Raw genomic sequence first — 17,608 nt, 5'->3', positions numbered from 1 at the left:
GGCAGACCTGCGGGCCCGCCAGCGCCCCGGAGGCTTCCGGGATCGAGACGCGAGGACCCGATGGCAGCCATACACGAGAGCAGTGCTCTCGGCCTGCTCGACGAAGAGATCCGCGAGCGGTTCGGTGACACGGCACGCTTCTCCGGGGGTCCGGCGGCCTCCCCGCGCACCCTCGTCGACGTCTTCGACGCGTCCGTGCGGGCCTACCCGGACGAACTCGCCCTGGACGACGGCACCACGCGTCTCACCTACCGTGCGCTGGCCGTGGAGGTGGAGCGGCTGCGGGGCCGGCTCGCGGCGGCCGGGGTGGGGCTCGGGGACCGGGTGGGGGTGCGGGTTCCGTCCGGCACGAACGATCTCTACGTGGCGATCCTCGCCGTGCTCGCGGCCGGTGCCGCCTATGTCCCGGTGGACGCCGAGGATCCGGACGAGCGGGCCGAGTTGGTGTTCGGGGAGGCGGACGTACGGGGGGTCATCGGGGCCGGGCACGAGGTGACCGTGAGCGGGCGGTCCGGGACTCCCGCAGGCCGGCCCGGCGTCGAGCACGACGCGTGGATCATCTTCACCTCCGGGTCGACCGGGAAGCCCAAGGGCGTCGCCGTGAGCCACCGCAGTGCCGCCGCCTTCGTGGACGCCGAGGCCGCGCTGTTCCTCGCGGAGGATCCCATCGGGCCCGGAGACCGGGTCATGGCGGGGCTGTCGGTGGCGTTCGACGCGTCCTGCGAGGAGATGTGGCTGGCGTGGCGGTACGGGGCCTGTCTGGTGCCCGTGCCCCGGTCGCAGGTGCGCAGTGGTGCCGATCTCGGGCCGTGGCTGGTCGAGCAGGAGATCACCGTCGTGTCGACCGTGCCCACGCTGGCCGCGCTGTGGGAGCCGGAGGCCCTCAACGACGTACGGCTGCTGATCTTCGGCGGTGAGGCCTGTCCGCCCGAGCTGGTGCAGCGGCTGGTGACGGAGGGGCGCGAGGTCTGGAACACGTACGGGCCGACCGAGGCGACCGTCGTGGCCTGTGCGTCGCTGCTGGGCGGCGAGGAGCCGGTGCGGATCGGGCTGCCGCTCAGGGGGTGGGAGCTGGCCGTCGTCGACGAGGCCGGGGAGCCCGTGCCGATGGGTGGCAGTGGGCAGTTGGTGATCGGCGGGGTCGGGCTCGCCCGGTATCTCGACGCCGAGAAGGACGCGGAGAAGTACGCGCCGCTTCAGTCGCTGGGGTGGGAACGGGCGTACCGGAGCGGCGATCTGGTGCGGGCCGAGCCGGAGGGGCTGGTCTTCCTCGGGCGGGCCGACGAGCAGATCAAGCTCGGCGGGCGGCGGATCGAGCTCGGTGAGGTGGACGCCGCCCTGCAGGCACTGCCCGGGGTCGCGGGTGCCGCGGCCGCCGTGCGGACCGCGCGGAGCGGAAACCAGCTCCTCGTCGGCTATGTCGTCACCCAGGACGGCTGGGACGCGGGGGCGGCGGTGGAGCGACTGCGGGCCGAGCTGCCCGCGGCGCTGGTGCCGCTGCTCGCGCCGGTCGACGACCTGCCGACCCGCACGTCCGGCAAGGTCGACCGGAACGCGCTGCCGTGGCCCCTGGAGGGGCTGGAGACCGGTGGCAGGGCCGAGCAGCTGTACGGCACCGAGGCCTGGCTGGCCGAGCAGTGGACGGAGGTCCTGGGCATCCCCGTCTCCGCGGCCACCGACGACTTCTTCGCGATCGGCGGCAGCAGCCTGGCCGCCGCTCAGCTCACGACGCGGCTGCGCACCCGCTATCCGAGCGCGGCGGTGCTCGACATCTATCAGCAGCCCACGCTGCGCAAACTGGCCCGCAGGCTCGAGGAGTCCGCGCAGGACGACGGGGCCGCGCGGGTCGTGGCGCCGGTTCCGCGGCGGGCGCAGATCGTCCAGCTGCTGCTGCTCGTGCCGCTGTTCACGCTGCTCGGGCTGCGCTGGACCGTCGTACTCGCCGCCCTCGGGAACGTCCTGACCGCCTACTCCTGGCTGCCGACGGCTCCTTGGTGGCTCGTCGGGGCCGGTGCCGTGCTGTTCTTCAGTCCGCCGGGGCGGCTCGGGATCGCCGCGGGCGGGGCGCGGCTGCTGCTGCGGGGTGTGCAGCCGGGGCGGTATCGGCGCGGTGGGAGCGTTCATCTGCGGCTGTGGGCCGCGGAGCGGCTGGCGGAGGTCAGCGGGGCGACCTCGCTGACCGGGTCGTGGCTCGAGCGGTACGCGCGGGCGCTGGGCGCCAGGGTCGGACCGGACGTGGACCTGCACTCGCTGCCGCCGGTCACCGGCATGCTCAAACTGGGCCGGGGCGCGGCCGTGGAGTCCGAGGTCGATCTGTCAGGGTACTGGCTGGACGGCGACCGGCTGGAGATCGGGCCGGTCAAGGTCGGTGCGCATGCCGTCGTCGGCACGCGCAGCATGCTCTTTCCGGGCGCCCGCGTGGGCAAGCGGGCCGAGGTGGCGCCCGGTTCGGCCGTCGCCGGGCAGGTTCCGACCGGGCAGCGGTGGGCGGGTGCGCCCGCGGTCAAGCTCGGCAAGGCCAAGCGCAACTGGCCGAAGGAGCGGCCGGGGCGGGGTGCGTACTGGCGGGTGATGTACGGGGTGACCGGCGTCGCGCTGAGTGCGCTGCCGGTGGTCTCGGCCGCTGTCGCGCTGCTGGTGGCGGGCCTGTTCGTCGGCCCGGACGCCGGGCTTGCCGAGGCCGTGCGCGGGGCCGCGCTCGCGCTGGTGCCGGCGACGCTCGCCTTCGGGCTGGCGTACGCGCTGCTGATCCTGGTCGCCGTACGGCTGCTGAGCCTGGGGCTGGGCGAGGGGACGTATCCCACGCACAGCCGGACCGGCTGGCAGGCATGGACCGTCACGCAGCTGATGGACCGCTCCCGGGACACGCTGTTCCCGCTGTACGCCGGGCTGGTCACGCCGGTGTGGCTGCGGCTGCTCGGGATGCGGATCGGGCGGGGTGCGGAGGTGTCGACGGTGCTCGCGCTGCCCAGCCTGACCACGGTGGGTGAGGGCGCGTTCCTCGCGGACGACACGCTGACCGCGCCGTACGAGCTCGGCGGTGGCTGGATGCGGATCGGGCGCGCGGAGATCGGGCGGCGGGCGTTCCTCGGCAACTCGGGGATGACCGCGCCGGGGCGCAGCGTGCCGGACGGCGGTCTGGTGGGTGTGCTGTCCGCGACGCCGAAGAAGGCCAAGAAGGGCAGCTCGTATCTCGGCCTGCCGCCGGTGAAGCTGCCGCGCAGTGCGGCCGACGGGGACCGGAGCCGGACGTACGATCCGCCGGCGCGGCTGCTGTGGGCGCGTGGGCTGGTGGAGCTGTGCCGGATCGTGCCGGTGTTCTGCTCGGCGGGGCTGGCCGTGCTGACGGTGGCGGCGCTGTGTGCGCTGGGCGGCTGGGCGTGGCTGCTGGGCGGGCTGGTGCTGCTCGCGGCGGGCGTCGTGGCGGGTGTGGTCTCCGTGGTGGCGAAGTGGGTGCTCGTGGGGCGGCACCGCAGCGGGGAGCATCCGCTGTGGAGCGGGTTCGTGTGGCGCAACGAGCTGGCGGACACGTTCGTGGAGGTACTGGCCGTGCCGTGGCTGGCGGGGTCGGTGCCGGGTACGCCGGTGATGACGGCCTGGCTGCGCGGGCTCGGAGCCCGGATCGGCAGGGGTGCCTGGGTGGAGAGCTACTGGCTGCCCGAGGCGGATCTGGTGACGCTGGAGGACGCGGCCACCGTGAACCGGGGCTGTGTGCTGCAGACACACCTCTTCCACGACCGGATCTTGCGGACGGATACTGTGGTTCTCCGTGAGGGCTCGACGCTGGGTCCTGGCGGAATCGTCCTGCCCGGCAGCACGGTCGGGGCCCGTACGACGCTGGGTCCCGCGTCGTTGGTGATGGCTGCGGAGTCCGTTCCCGACGACACCCGCTGGCTGGGCAACCCGATCGAGGCATGGCGCCGCTGAGTGCTCTTACGGCGACGGGGGACGAGGAACGTCGTACGAGCACAGCGCAGGGAGCAGACGCAGCAGTGGCAGTTCAGCAGTCCGTGGGAGCGGACCCGTACTTCCCCGGCAACGGTGATCCCCGTTACCGGGTGCACCGCTATGAACTCGCGCTGGACTACCGCCCGGGACCCAACCGGCTGGCCGGCACGGCACGGATCAACGCGATAGCGGGGCGGGCGGCGCTCGCCGAGTTCCAGCTCAACCTGGCCGACTTCAGGATCGGCCGGGTGCGGGTGGACGGGCGGCAGGCGCACTACACCCACCGGGGCGGCCGGCTGCGGGTCCGGCCGGCCAAGCCGCTGCGGGCCGGGGCCGCGTTCACCGTGGAGGTGCACTGGTCGGGCAATCCCAAGCCGGTGAACAGCCCCTGGGGCGGGCTCGGCTGGGAGGAGCTGGCGGACGGGGCGCTGGTGGCGAGCCAGCCGGTCGGGGCGCCGTCCTGGTACCCGTGCAACGACCGGCCGGCCGACAAGGCGTCGTACCAGATCTCGGTCACCACGCCGTCCGCGTACGCGGTGGTGGCGGGCGGGCGGCTGCTGACCCGGACGACGAAGGCCTCGACGACCACCTGGGTGTACGAGCAGTCGGCGCCGACGTCCAGCTATCTGGTGGGGCTGTCCATCGGGAAGTACCAGACGGTGCTGCTGGGCGATCCGGGGCCGGGCGGTGTGCCGCAGCATGGGCACATTCCGGCGCATCTGCTGCCGGAGTTCTCGCGGGACTTCGCGCGCCAGCCGGCGATGATGGAGCTGTTCCAGGAGCTGTTCGGGCCGTATCCCTTCGACGAGTACGCGGTCGTCGTGACCGAGGAGGAGCTCGACGTCCCCGTCGAGGCGCAGGGGTTGTCGCTGTTCGGTGCCAACCATGTGGACGGGGCTCGGGGTTGGGAGCGGCTGGTGGCGCACGAGCTGGCGCATCAGTGGTTCGGGAACAGTGTGTCCATCGCGGACTGGCGGCACATCTGGCTGAACGAGGGGTTCGCGAAGTACGCCGAGTGGCTGTGGTCGGAGCGGTCGGGCGGGCGGACGGCCCAGCAGCACGCCGCGGCCGCGCACCGGTTGCTCGCCGGGAAGCCGCAGGATCTGAAGCTGGCCGATCCGGGGCGCAAGCTGATGTTCGACGACCGGCTGTATCAGCGGGGCGGGCTCGTCGTGCATGCGGTGCGCTGTGCGCTGGGCGACGAGGACTTCTTCCGGATGCTGCGCGGGTGGACGGGCCTGCACAGGGGTGGTGCCGTGACGACGGCGACCTTCACCGCGCATGTGGCCCGCTTCGCGTCCGAGCCGCTGGACGAGCTGTTCAGGGCGTGGCTGGAGGAGCCGGCGCTGCCGCCCCTGCCGGAACAGGAGCTGCGGATTCCGGTGCGGCCGGCTCATCCACCGAGCGCTTCCTAGGAGTTGGGCACCTTCAGCTTGTCCCAGCTCACCTTCCCCGGGATGCCGTCCGCGTCCTTGCCCTTGAAGCCGAGTTTCTGTTGCCAGGCCTGGTAGGAGCGGCGGTCGGCCTCCGTCCACTCGGGGCCCGGGCCCTCCTCGTAGCGGCTGCAGCCCTCGGCGACGAGACGGCGGCCCATGGCGGTGATGACCGGGGAGTTCTGGCCGACATGGAAGAAGCCGCTGCCGGGGAAGGGCTCGTACGTCGGCCTGGGCTGCGGTTGCGGCTTCGGGTCGGGCGCCTGGGGCTTGCCGCCGAGCCGCTGGGCGATGCGCCTGCGCATGCTGTCCATCGTGAAGCCGCGCGGGTCCACCTTGCCCGGCTGCCACTCCTTGTGGCCGATGACGGAACGTTCGGACCAGCCGTGGTGGCGGCAGATCGCGGCGGCCACCTTCTCGATGGCCTCCTTCTGCGCCTCCGGCCACGGGTCCTTGCCGTTGCCGAGGTTGATGCACTCGAAGCCGTAGAAGTGCCGGTTGCCGTCGGTGTCGGCCTCGTTGTCGGGCGGCAGTTTCGTCTCGTTGATCACCGCGCGCAGGACGTCGCTGTCGCCGAGCCCGGCGTGGTTGGCGCGGCCGTTGCCGACGAGGTGGATGTGGCCCTTCTTGTCGATGACGCCGTGGCAGAGGGGGCCGGGGAGGCTGGAGTAGCCGTCGTAGCAGATGTCGACGGACGCGGCGGTACCGGAGGTGACGGTGTGGTGGATCATCACGCCGTTGACCGGGCCCCAGGGGCCCTTGCTGTTGCGGTTGTGGTTGCGCCAGTTGCGGACCTCGTGGACCGTCAGGCCCTCCGCGCGCAGGATCTCCACCATCTTGGACGCGCTCAGTGGCTTGGCCATCACTCGTCTCCTTCCACGGCGGCCTCCGCCTGTGCTGTGGTCTGCGACCGTCCGCCGGAGGGGTCGGACTCGGCCGCCAGTTCCTCGCGGCGGGCCTGGTCCTCGGCCGCGAGCGTCGCCTCGTCCGCCGCCGGCATGCTGCTGGCCAGCGGGCCGAAGGCGAGGCGCAGGTCGACCGCGCTGCCCTCGCCCTTGATCAGGGCCAGCGGGGCGTGGTGGCGGGCGATGCCGGCCGGGGCCTGGAGCAGCGGGCGGCGGGCCGGGTCGGCGGGCCACTCGACGCTGCCGGTGGCGGTGCGGGCGGGGATGATCCAGTGGTCGCCGGTGCGGTAGCTGCCGCCCTTGGCGAAGTAGACCTCGACACCGTCCTCCAGGGGCAGCCACTCCCCCTCGGTGACCGGGACGGCTCCGCCGCGCAGGGCGGTCGTACGGCCCTTGCGCTTCGGGCCCTCGTGGTGGTCCCAGCGGCGCAGGAAGGGGTGCAGGTGGGGCAGGCGGCCGACGCCCGGTGCCGGTTCGGCGGAGAGGCGGACGCGGCGGCCGGGGAGGTCGAGTTCCTCGACACGGAGCAGAGGCAGGGGTTCGAGGCGGGAGGCGTGGGCCGTGTCGGTGAACTCGACATGGTCGCCGACGTCGAGGTCCAGTTTCTCGTCGTGGCCGAGGGTCGCCAACTGCACCCAGGTGCCGTCGAGTTCGTCGACCGGGAAGACCACGGAGCCGTTCTCGCGGGACCACTTGAAGGTGGCGTCCTTCGCCTCGCCGCCGGCGTGCACCTCGACGCGGTACAGCTGGTTCTCGGGGCCGCGGTAGCGGGCGTCGGGCTTGACCAGGCAGGGGTCCTCGTCGGCGTGGGCGGGGCGTTCGCTGCGGGCGGCGAGGCGGGCCGAGGGGGCGGACCGGCGCTGCGCCCAGCGGGCGAAGGCGGCGCGGACGACCTCCTTGGACGGGTCGGGCTCCTCGATCTCGAGGGCGGCCAGGGACAGCGGCAGGACCTGCCAGACGACCTTGACGCGGGCGGCGGTGTCGGGCATCGCCGCGCCGAGCGCGACCTCGCGCAGCGCCGGGTCCTCGGCCGCGGTCACCGAGCGCTCCCAGACGTGCAGGTAGACCACGAACGGGGACTGCGCGGGCGAGGGCAGCCGGTCGCCGGGCTTCTCCGGGTCCCGGAAGCCGTCGGGCTGGTCCCAGTACGTCCAGTGCCCAAGGGGTTCCGGGGTCTCCTGATCGTCCTCGTCCAGGACCGGGACGCCGGGCGCCGGGCGGCTCGCGTCGCACAGGATGCCGTCGACGTAGTAACGGCCGCCGTGGATGTGCAGGGTGTCCAGGTCGTGCTTGCCGCCCACGTACTCGATACGGAATCCGGCGGCGTCGCGCGGTCCGCCGTGCGGTCCGATCAGGTCGGCGGCGAGGGTGCGGGCCTGGTGGAGCTGGATCGCGGTCTGCTCGTTGGTGTCGGCGTCGAGCTGGACGCGGCCCTGCTGGGCGACGACCGCGGAGTAGTGCCGTTCCGGGCGGAACGTGAGGCGGGAGAGGTCAGCGTGCATGAAGGGGGTCCCCCTGGTTCAGGAAGGTGCGTGTCACGTCGGTGGCGGTGCGGCTCACGTCACGAAGAAGATCCCGGCGTCCGTGCCGGCGGGCGTGTACTCCGCGAGGCGGGCGCGCAGGCCGTCCTCGCGCTGTGGCCGGTACAGGTCGTGGAAGGCGCCCATCTCGGCGCCGTCGTCGGCGCCGCGCCGGATCTCCTCGGCGCAGCCGTCGGCCAACTGCCCGTACCAGGGCGTCCCGTAGCGCTGGGAGACGAACAACGGCCGTACCTGACCGGCCAGGTCCGGTTGGCAGCGGTACCTGCGCGGCGTACGCGACCCGCTGGGGACGTACGAGAAACGCAGACAGCCGATTCCGCGGCGGGCCACGTGCAGGCGTCCGGTGAAGAGCGAGTTCTCGGCGATGCGGACGGCGTGCGTGTGGATCTCGCCGATGACGGTCGTGCGGTGCAGATGGAGCACCGCGTGGGCGTGCCGGCAGTCCGGCGCGGACAGGGCCTCGCGGTCGTCGGCGGTGGCGTCGAGGATGCTGTCGCGCAGATGGATGTCGAGGGGCTCCTCGGTGATCTCGTCGCCGATGACCTCGATGGTGCCGAGGATGCTGTGTTCGACCTGGAGGCAGGCGGTGGTGCGCTCCAGGACGATGCTGGGCTCCTCGGGCGAGTGCGGGTCGCACTCGGGTTCCAGGGACCAGCCGGGGACCAGGGTGGTGTGCCGGACCACGACGGCGCCCATGGGGCCGGTGACGTTGATGCCGCGGCCGGCGACGAGGAGTCCGTCGAGGGTGACGCGGGGGCGTTCGTGCGGGGCGCAGTCGTCGGACACCGCGCGGATGTTGAGGGCGTCGGGGCGGTTGCTGTACCAGTCGAGCAGGCGGATGACCGGGCGGGTGCCCTCGGCGGCGCGCAGCTGAAGCCGGTCGCCGGGGTCGAGGTCGAAGTCCAGCTGTTCCTGGTAGGCGCCGCTGTGTGTGATCTCGATGATGCCCTCGGGGCCGGTGCGGTCCGCCCGGCGGTCGTGCTGCCAGGCCCGGTAGGCGTCCATGATCTGCCGGTACGGCTGCCCGGGCCCGACCCGGTAGAAGGTCGCGTCGGGGCGGGGCACGCGGTCGTCCCGGGTGTACTCGCCGCCGCCCAGGTCGGCGCCGGACGCGTAGTGGTAGTCCACCCAGACGCCCTGGCGGGGCGCCGAACGGGAGCCGAAGGCGATGCGGCCCAGCTCCGGGTCGACGGCCACCTGGCCGCGCCTCGGCCGGTAGCGCCAGTCGGACAGGTCGGCGACGACGATGTCCGAGGGCGGCACCGGCTTGTCCTCGCCGTCGCGCCGGATGACGAAGCTCTTGCCGGGGCCGTAGTGGTCCAGCAGCCGGTCGTGGAGCTGTCGGCGGCGGATGAACGCCGGGACGTTGTCGATCGTGGCGATGTGCGTGGGCGACGGCTCCGGGAAGGGCTTGGTGACCAGCGGGGTGTCGTTGCCGAGGATCGAGAAGGTGTAGAGGTTGCGGGCGCGGTCGATGCAGTACGCCGGGGCGGACGTGAGCGAGTACGCCTTGAGACGCCAGACGAAGAGGGCGACTCCCGCCGGGGTCCAACCACCCTGCCGGTGAACGGAGTTCGCCCGTCGTACGTCTGCCGTACGGGCCGTCGGGGAGAACGGTGCCGGAAGGTCGAGCGCGGCGCCGTCGCGGAGGTCGGCGAGACGGCCGCGCTCGATGCGGTGACCCGCGCCGAGCTTCACGGGCTGGTGGTGGGCCACGAGCCGGGACAGCTCCACTGCCCGCGCGGGCCAGCCGGCGACCTGCTCGGACAGCTCCTCCAGCAGGTGCAGCGTGCCCTTGCGGCGGCGGCTCGCGACGGTCGCCGCCACGTCGCGGCGCGGGGCGACGGCCTCGGCGAGCGCGGGGCGGCCCCCGTCGTGCAGGCCGGTGGTGAGGACACGTTCGTAGCCGGGCAGGGTGCGATAGCCGACGAGGTCGCCGAGATACGGCAGCACCCAGGGCGCCGCGGTCTCCACGAACAGGTCCTCGTAGCCCTGCTCGACGCCGTCGCGGACGCGGTCCAGCTGCTCGGCCATGACGGCGAGCAGGGCGCGCAGGGGTCCGCCCTCCTCGGCGTCGCGCAGCAGATGCCAGCGGGGCAGCAGCGCGGCGAGCGCGTCGGGATCCCTGGATGCCGCCGCTCCCGTGCTCTCGAACTCGACGTCCGGGGACATCACTTGACCTCCGTCAGTATCAGGGTGTCCGCGGCGCGCGGTGACAGCAGGGCGAGCTGGGCCGGGCGGATGCCGCGGAAGACGTACACCGACCGGCCCCTGGGCAGGCGCCGGGTGTCGGTGATGTCGGGGTTGAGGCGCAGGAGTTCGGCGAGCGGGATGCCGTGCCGGGCACAGATCGCGGAGAGAGTCTCGCCGTCCGCGGCGCTCACGGTGTGGCTCCGCTCGTCGTAGGCCGCCGGGTGGGCCGGCACATGGGGTTTGGGTGTGCCGGGGTGGGCGAGCAGCTCGGTGAGCTGTTCGGGGGTGGCGGACGCGGGGACGCCGGTGAAGACGTCGACGTCCACGTAGTCGACCCCGGGCACGGAGTGTGCGGCGGCGAGGACCTCCGACAGCCGCGCCGGCTGTCCCAGTTCCCGGCCCTCGAAGCCGAGCCGTCGCAGCAGGGCCTGGCGCAGGCGCGGTTCGACGGTCTGCCAGGTGTGGTCGGGGGCGACCTTGACGCGGGCGGCGAGGAGCAGCAGCACCAGTTCGCGGACGTCCACTCGGACGGGAAGGTTCGGGTCGCCGTACTCGGTGAGGGCGCCCCGCAGGGCGCGGAGCGTGTCGGAGTCGTCGGCGATCGGCACATCGTCCGTGCCGGCGACCGTGACGTGCAGGACGCGCCGCCGGCCGTCGAAGAGTTCGCGTGCGGCGGCCCGACCGATGCCGGCCCGGGAGCGGGCGAAGTCCTCGTAGTCGCCGGCCGAGACGAGCCGGTCCAGGGCGGAGACGGCAAGGGGGATGGTACGGCGGGTCAGGCCCGGTCCGTCCGCGTCCGAACCGCCGGTCGCCGGGCGCGGGTTGGTGACCGCGGTGACGCCCAGCGGGCGGGTGAGGGGCTGGGTGATGCGGTCGGCGGCGACGTTGGCCGCGCGGCCGGTGCCGAAGCGGTAGCGGGCGCGGACGTTCTCGTGACCGGTGGGCAGCCGGGCGCCGTTGACCCCGTCGCCGAAGGTCACCGTCGTACGGCCGTCGGCGGTGCTGCCGGTGATGTAGACGCGTTCGCGCGGGCCGCGTCCGGCGAGGCTGTCGACCTCGTGCCAGAGCACGCCGTCGATGCGGATCTCCAGGACCGGTGTGGCGCCGAGGGGGTTGTCGTCGGCGAGCCAGGTGAGCGGGGTCTGCCAGAGCGCGAAGGTCTGGTTGACGCGGTCGGAGTCGCCGCTGCCGATGGCCTCCTCGCGGCTCTCGCCGTGGGTGGCCTCGACGACGTTGCCGAGGATCCGGACGGTGTCGCGGCGGTAGCGGTGGGCGAGGTCGGCGGTCAGGGTCAGCCGGGTGTGGACGTGGTCGCCGGGCAGCTGCGGGTCGACGGCCGGGTCGGCGGCGGCGATGGTCACGACCTCGGTGGCGGTGACGCCGACCACCCCGGGAATGTCGCTGCGCTCGCCGGTGACGACGAGGGTGCGGCCGGGGCGCAGTCCGTCGTACAGCTCGGCGAGTTCGATCTCGTTACCGTGCACGTCCTCGCCGAGCGGTTCGTCGGCCAGGCGCAGCGGTTCGCCCGCCGCGTGCACGGTGGTGTCGCGGATGTGTGAGAGGAGGACGTCGAACTCGTCCAGCCAGGGGTCGGCGAGGACGAGTTCGGTGCCGCGGCCGGTGATGCCGTAGTTGGTGTACGCGGCGGTGCGGGCCGCGACGACCTGGGTGGTGACGAAGGCGAGCTTCGCGTCGCCGGGTATGCCGCCCTGGGCTCCCTTGGCGGGGCGCCGGATCGCCACCCAGCTGCCGACGGTGATGCCGTGGTGGACGGTGTCGAGCTGGAGCACACGGCGGTCGACGGGCTGCGGCTTGCTTGCGATGACCATCTCGACGTTGGGCTCGGCACTGCCCACCGTGTACCGGATGCTCACCTCGTACTCGCCGTGTGTGAACTGCTCGGCGCTGCCCGGCCGCAGGGCGATCTGCTCGGAGGTTCCGTTGTGCACGCCGACGTGGACCAGGCCGTCCGCGTCGGGCCGGGACACGAACAGGGTGCGTTCGGGCAGACCGGAGTGCAGACGGGCGGTGACGCCGGGGTCCGGGGAGTCCGTGGGGCGACGGTTCAGCCAGCTCAGGTCGCGGTCCTGGCCGGAGCGCACGGACAGGTCGACCTGGCCCGCACCCAGCGGGAAGGTGATGAACTGCGGGACGGGCAGGTTCTCGGCACGCTGGTCGGAGCTGCTGCCCTCGACGTACTGGAACTCCGCCCGGACCGGGACCTTGCCCCCGGTGTCGTACACGACCCGCAGGGTGACCAGCGCCGCGCCGGTGAGCGGCCAGTCCGCGGTGCGGATGACGCGGCCGCGGTTGTCCTGCACCGGCTTCAGCGGGGCGGTGGCGCCGAAGGGGGCGGCGGTGACGCGCATCGCCAGCAGCTCGCGCAGGAGCTGCGGTGTGCCGGGGGCGGCGGCCGTGCGCCAGGCCGGGTAGAGGGTGCCGAGGTTCGGGTGGAGGGCGGTGAGGAGGCGGGCGGTGTCGGTGCCGGGGTGGTGGGGGCGGGCGCGGGTGGCCGGCCCGGGGGTGGGGGTGGAGGTACGCAGGGCGGGGAGGACGGCGGACAGGGCCCGGAGGGCGGCTGCCTGAGGGTCAGGGGTGGTCCGCGCCTTGGCCGTGGCGGGCTCGTCGGGTCGGGCCGGTGCCAATTCCCGTGCGCGCTCGGCCAGTTCTGCGAGGACCGCCTCCAACTGCTCGAACCACGCCGCCACGTCCTCGTACGGCTCGGCCAGCACCTGCGCCTCGCCGAGTCGCGCGACGGGCTCCGCGAGGCGGGCCGCGAGCCGCTCCGGGGTCTTGAGGGCGTCCAGGTCGGCCCGCAGCGGGGCGAGTACCTGGTCCTCGAAGTCCTCGATCAGTCGGCTGACCGGCCGGGGGTTGGGCACCTCGGGGGTGGGCGGCTCGTCGCCGGGCTCGCCGGGGGTGGCGGGCTCCGCGGTCCAGCGGCGTACCTCGTCGACGATCTCCTTCAGCGTCGGCGGGGCCGACCTGGGCAGGGAGATCGCCGTGATGCCGTCCTCCCGGTCGACGCGGGCCGCGGCGACGGGCAGCAACGTCCGCTCGCCGCCCGCCTGTTCACCGAAGACGAAGAGGAGCTGGTCCCCGGTCTGCAGGGAGTTGGCCGTGCCCTCGACGAACAGCTCCGAGCGGCGCTCCAGGTCCTCGGGAGTGACGAGGCAGGGGCGCCGGCGCCGTACCTTCAGCTCGTTGAAGTCCCAGCGGGCCGTCAGGTCGTGGCCGGTCTCGAAGGTCAGGGACTCCTCGTCGGCGGAGGCGGGCACGCTGTGGCTGCGCGCCCCGCGCGGGATCAGCACCGGCAGGGTCTCGGCGCGGGGGTCGCGTTCGAGGGTGTACGCGAGGTGGGTGGCGGCGGCCACGCCGGGGCGGGGCCGGTGGCCGACGAGCCGGCCGAGCAGCACCAGGGAGCGGTGCTCGTCGGCGGTGCGGAGATAGGCCTCGTCGGCGATGCGCTCGGAGTGGAAGGTGAGCAGGTCGCCGAGGACGGCGGTGGCGTCGAGCAGGCCGATCGCCGGGTCGTCCGGGGTGCGGACGGTGAGCCCGTCGAGCGCCGGGTACGCGGGCGAGGCGAGCCGGTCGAGCAGGGCGGTCAGGAAGGAGCCGTACTCACCGACGCGGTAGTCGAGGGCGGTGCGGCCGGGCGGGTTGTGCAGGGGGGCCGGGGCCAGGCGCTCGTCGTGGCCGCCGCGGCAGGCGCCGCCGCAGGTGCATGCGTCAGCCGTCATCGGGCACCTCCCAGGGAAATCGCCAGCCGGCCGTTCTCCGGCCGGTCGGGGTCGTTGTCGCAGGTGGCGATCTCCAGCGGGCCGAGCCGCAGCACGCCGTCCTCCCTCTCTCCTCGGTCCTGCTCGAACAGCCGGCGCAGCCGGGTGACGTGCACGCTCTCGACGCCCGGGACGGCCGCGGCGACGGCGACCAGCCGGCTCAGCCGGACCGGTTCGCCGAAGGTCAGCGCGTCCGGGTGGAAGAAGCCGCGAGGGCCGGCGCCGAGCACCCGGTACAGCTCGGCCAGGATCTGCCCGTGCTGGTGTCCGGGCGCGGCGCACACGGTGAGCGCGATGTCGAGCGGCACCAGCCGGGCGGGGCCGACGACGAGGTCGTGGCCGATGCGCCGGTATGTCTCCAGGGACTGGGCCACGGCAGCGAGCAGCTCGTCCGACGGGGTGCCGTCGCCGCAGGCGTCGACGGCGATGTGCGCCTCCTGGACGCTGCCGGTCCAGCGCAGCTCGGCGGCCGCCCGCTGCACTCCGGGCAGAGCGGAGGCCAGGGCCGCGTAGTCCTCGGCGGTCACCGCGCGCAGGCGGGTGCGGCGCAGGTCCAGCGGCGCCAGCTGGCGTACCTGTTCGACGGGTTCGGGTTCGGTGCCGCCGGTGGCGGGCAGCGGGTTGCGGACCACGGCGGCGGGCGGTGCCTCGCAGTCGTCCGCGACGACGAGGTGGTTGATGGCCTCCGCGCCGACGTTGCCCGCGCTGCCGCCGCCGAGGCGGTAGTGGATCCGCAGGCGGGCGCCCGGGGTGGGGCGGGCGCCGTGCCGGCCGTCGCCGAACCGGAGGGCCAGCCGGCCGTCGTCCTCGAGTTCGCCGACGAAGTGACGGTCACGGGGGGCGCTGTCGAGCAGGTCGCGGCGGGGCTCCCAGACGTCGTCCCCGTCCTGGATGCGTACGGCGGGCAGGGCCCGGCGCGGGTCCTGGGTGAGGGCGCCGGTCGCGGAGCCCCGCAGCACCGGCTCGTCGGGGTGCAGTCCGGCCGCGTACGCCGGTCCCCAGCTGTGCGCGATCTCCCACGCGATGTGCCCGTCGAGGACCGTGCCCGCGCGGGCGCGGGCGGCGAGGACCTCGGTGCGGCGCAGCTTGGCGTCGAGCAACTGGTCACTGCAGTACAGGAGTTCGCGCAGCGCCCGGACGGGATGGAGGCGCAGTTCGAGGCGCTCCAGGATCTTCAGGCCGTAGATGACGGCGAGTTCGGAGATCTCCTCGTCGCCGAGCCCGTCGCGGTCGCGGGCGCTGCGCCACAGCTCGACGAGCCGCTGCCGGACCCGCCCCGGGATGGCGGCGATCCGCTCGGCCTGGCCCGCCGCCACGGTCCGGGAGTCGGGGAACGGCACGGCCTGCGCGACCGGGGCGCGGCCGAGGACCGGGCGGAAGCGGGGCCGGATACCGGGGTAGAGGGACTGCGCGAGCAGTGTCCGCAGGGCGGCGGCCTGGGCGTAGGCCGTGCCCGGCACCACGCGCTCGTGGCGCTGTCCGGCGCGTTCCAGGCCGAGCCCGGCCCGGGTGGTGGCGGTCAGGCCCACGACGTGGAAGAGTTCGCGCACGTCGTCGGGGGTGAGCGCGTCACCCGACTCCGCCTGGTCCGTCAGGGAGTTGATGAGCCGCGCGGGCGCGTTGCCCTCCGTCCGGTCGGTGCAGCCGAAGGCGAGCGAAGCGAGATGGGGGTACCCCCGGCCGGAGGCTGGGGGAGGGTCGCAGGGGGCGACGACGGCGGGCTCGGGCGGCACAGTGGCCGTCTCCGGGGCGGGCAGGGAGCGGCCGTGGTCGACGAGGACGACGTTGCCGCGGGCGAGGGTCACGTCGTCGACCGGGAGGCAGTCGCGGCCGCCGCGGGTGCTGAGGCAGAACGGGAAGCGCAGGGCGTCCTGAGCCGCCCAGGTGACCTCCAGGACGGGCTGGTCCTCGATGCGGTCGACGGCCGGGAGCACGGAGGTCAGACGGACGGCCTGCCGGTGGCTCGGGTCCGCGTCGCCGGGGGTGCCGGTGCGCGGGCCCTTCACCTCCTCCAGGACGAGCAGGTCGCCGGGCTTCAGGTCGAGTCGGCGTTCGCGGCAGGTCTCCGGGTCCACCCACTCGTCGCGCAGGGTGGCCGAGGTGGCGCCCTTCGGCAGGGCGCACACCTCGCCGCCCCACGTCCACAGCCGGATCGCGTTGTGCGCGACGCGCAGCTCCAACTGGTCGGCGGCGACGACCGGTTCGAAGACCTCCACCGAACCGCGCTCGTCGAGGTCGGCCAGGTCGCCGTCCCCGATGACCGTGCCGGGTTCGGGGCGGTCGTGCGGGTCGAGGGTGCGGACGTCGACGGAGGCGAAACGGTACGTCCCGGGAGCGAGCGTGTGGTCACCGGCGGTTTCGACGGTGACGTACGCCCGGGCGGTGCAGCCGTCGTGCATCGCGTAGTCGATGAGCCGCACATGACGGCGTACGGAGACCCGGCGGCGGGCGGTGTCGAGGTAGGCCTCGGTGGCCACCGCGTCCTGCTGGTAGCTGATCTGGTCGCCGGTGTACGCCAGCAGCTCGACCAGGGTCATGCCGAGGTCGGCGGGGTTGCGTTCGGCCCAGTCGGGGGTGGTGAGCGCGAGGCGGTCGAGGAGCAGCTTGCGGATGGTGTCGTAGTCGCGCGCCGTGTAGTCGATGACGGGCGCGGCCGGGAAGTCCGGCTCCTCGGAGTGGTCGTCCTTGCAGTCGAAGGGGGTCGGGCAGTCGGGCCGGAAGGAGAAGGCCGCGCTGTGGTAGCGCTGGTCGAAGCCGCGGAAGGGCTCGGTGCCGGGGCGGCCGTACGGGTCGGTCTCCACCAGGGAGAGGCGGTAGCGGGAGGTGTCGCCGGCCCGGTCGAGGGTGACGTAGAGCCGGTCGTCGAGCTCGGGGTCCTCCTCGCGTTCGATGCTGACGTCGGTCGCGGTGATGCCGGTGATGCGGCGGCCGCCGTCGATGCGGACGTTCTCCGGGATGAGGCCGTGCGGGGCCTTGCCGAGGAAGGTGACCGTCAGGAGCAGTCCGTCGTCGCTGACCTCGACGGCGTCGACTCCGTTGAGCTGGGCCGCTCTCACCTTGTTCCGGCGGGATGCGGTGGTGCCGGTGGTCATGCGGCCCTCCCTGCGAAGACGTCGTCGCGGCGGGTGCCGGTGGCGCGGACGACGTACGACAGGTACACACGGACGACGGTGTCCTCACTGACCACGTCGAGGGCCTCCACCTCGATGAGGTCGCCGAGCCAGCGCTGCAGGGCGGCCTGGACGGACAGCTCGAGGGTGTTGATCAGCTCGGGGCTGTTCGGGGCGAAGACCAGGTCGAGGAGCCCACAGCCGAAGTCGGGGCGCATGACGCGCTCGCCGGGGCTGGTGAACAGGAGTTGCTCGATCAGGTCGTGGACGTGGTCGCCGTGCCGGGCGTGGGCGGTGCGGCCGCGGCGGTCGGCGCGGAAGGGGAAGGCGATGTCGGTGGTTTTCGTGGCGCTCATCGGACGGTGACCTTTCGCTGCGCGGCCTGGACGACGGGCGGTCCCTGCGGCACCAGGGCCGCGGTGAGGCACTGGGCCGCGGAGGTGTCGAGCAGCACGGGCGCGCCGTCGACCGTGACGCCGGTGCTGTGGGCGGTCCAGCGGACCGAGACGCAGGGCATGGGCACACCGTCGACGGTGTGCGGGCAGCCGGTGACCACATAGCTGTGGGCGGCTGTGGCGACGGGGGCACCGTCGCTGAACACGGCCCCGGTCGGTGTGGTGGCGGCGGCGACGCGGCCGCCGTGCGGGCAGCCGATCACGGCACCGGCGTCGAGCAGACTCGCGGACAACGTGTTTACTC

9 protein-coding genes are annotated in these 17,608 nt (G+C 73.5%); 2 read left to right on the top strand and 7 right to left on the bottom strand.

Annotated features, from left to right (window positions below; translation table 11 throughout):
- Nucleotides 1–60 precede the first annotated feature (60 nt).
- The gene (locus tag ACFVJQ_RS05830; protein WP_385781245.1) at nt 61–3,927 is read left to right on the top strand and encodes a Pls/PosA family non-ribosomal peptide synthetase; all 3,867 of its coding nucleotides are present in this window, start codon (nt 61–63) and stop codon (nt 3,925–3,927) included.
- Between the two features lie 65 nt (nt 3,928–3,992).
- The gene (locus ACFVJQ_RS05825; RefSeq protein WP_385781242.1) at nt 3,993–5,363 is read left to right on the top strand and encodes a M1 family metallopeptidase; all 1,371 of its coding nucleotides are present in this window, start codon (nt 3,993–3,995) and stop codon (nt 5,361–5,363) included.
- Here ACFVJQ_RS05825 and ACFVJQ_RS05820 read toward each other — a convergent pair.
- Genes ACFVJQ_RS05820 through ACFVJQ_RS05790 form a run of 7 tightly spaced genes read right to left on the bottom strand, consistent with a single transcriptional unit; the run spans nt 5,360 to nt 17,597 of the window.
- On the bottom strand, nt 5,360–6,244 hold the full coding sequence (locus ACFVJQ_RS05820) for a peptidoglycan-binding protein (protein WP_385513034.1): 885 nt from the start codon (nt 6,242–6,244) through the stop codon (nt 5,360–5,362). The two genes, ACFVJQ_RS05825 and ACFVJQ_RS05820, sit on opposite strands and share 4 nt — an antisense overlap.
- Nucleotides 6,244–7,788 carry a DUF6519 domain-containing protein gene (locus ACFVJQ_RS05815; protein ID WP_385781238.1) on the bottom strand — a complete coding sequence of 515 codons (1,545 nt, stop codon included), beginning with the start codon at nt 7,786–7,788 and terminating at the stop codon, nt 6,244–6,246. Before ACFVJQ_RS05815 ends, ACFVJQ_RS05820 begins: the two co-directional genes overlap by 1 nt.
- A gap of 54 nt (nt 7,789–7,842) precedes the next feature.
- Entirely contained in the window at nt 7,843–9,999 is a 2,157-nt protein-coding gene (locus ACFVJQ_RS05810; protein ID WP_385513032.1) for a hypothetical protein, read from the bottom strand.
- Nucleotides 9,999–13,760 carry a putative baseplate assembly protein gene (locus tag ACFVJQ_RS05805; protein ID WP_385781235.1) on the bottom strand — a complete coding sequence of 1,254 codons (3,762 nt, stop codon included), beginning with the start codon at nt 13,758–13,760 and terminating at the stop codon, nt 9,999–10,001. Before ACFVJQ_RS05805 ends, ACFVJQ_RS05810 begins: the two co-directional genes overlap by 1 nt.
- On the bottom strand, nt 13,757–16,891 hold the full coding sequence (locus tag ACFVJQ_RS05800) for a putative baseplate assembly protein (RefSeq protein ID WP_385781232.1): 3,135 nt from the start codon (nt 16,889–16,891) through the stop codon (nt 13,757–13,759). Before ACFVJQ_RS05800 ends, ACFVJQ_RS05805 begins: the two co-directional genes overlap by 4 nt.
- The gene (locus tag ACFVJQ_RS05795; protein ID WP_385513029.1) at nt 16,888–17,265 is read right to left on the bottom strand and encodes a GPW/gp25 family protein; all 378 of its coding nucleotides are present in this window, start codon (nt 17,263–17,265) and stop codon (nt 16,888–16,890) included. Before ACFVJQ_RS05795 ends, ACFVJQ_RS05800 begins: the two co-directional genes overlap by 4 nt.
- Nucleotides 17,262–17,597 carry a hypothetical protein gene (locus ACFVJQ_RS05790; RefSeq protein WP_385513028.1) on the bottom strand — a complete coding sequence of 112 codons (336 nt, stop codon included), beginning with the start codon at nt 17,595–17,597 and terminating at the stop codon, nt 17,262–17,264. Before ACFVJQ_RS05790 ends, ACFVJQ_RS05795 begins: the two co-directional genes overlap by 4 nt.
- Nucleotides 17,598–17,608 lie beyond the last annotated feature (11 nt).

Source organism: Streptomyces sp. NPDC127197 (assembly GCF_042672405.1).
GTDB classification, from domain to species: domain Bacteria; phylum Actinomycetota; class Actinomycetes; order Streptomycetales; family Streptomycetaceae; genus Streptomyces; species Streptomyces flavusporus.
The sequence above is the reverse complement of the archived record's forward strand: the minus strand, read 5'-3'. Positions and strand labels throughout refer to the sequence as shown.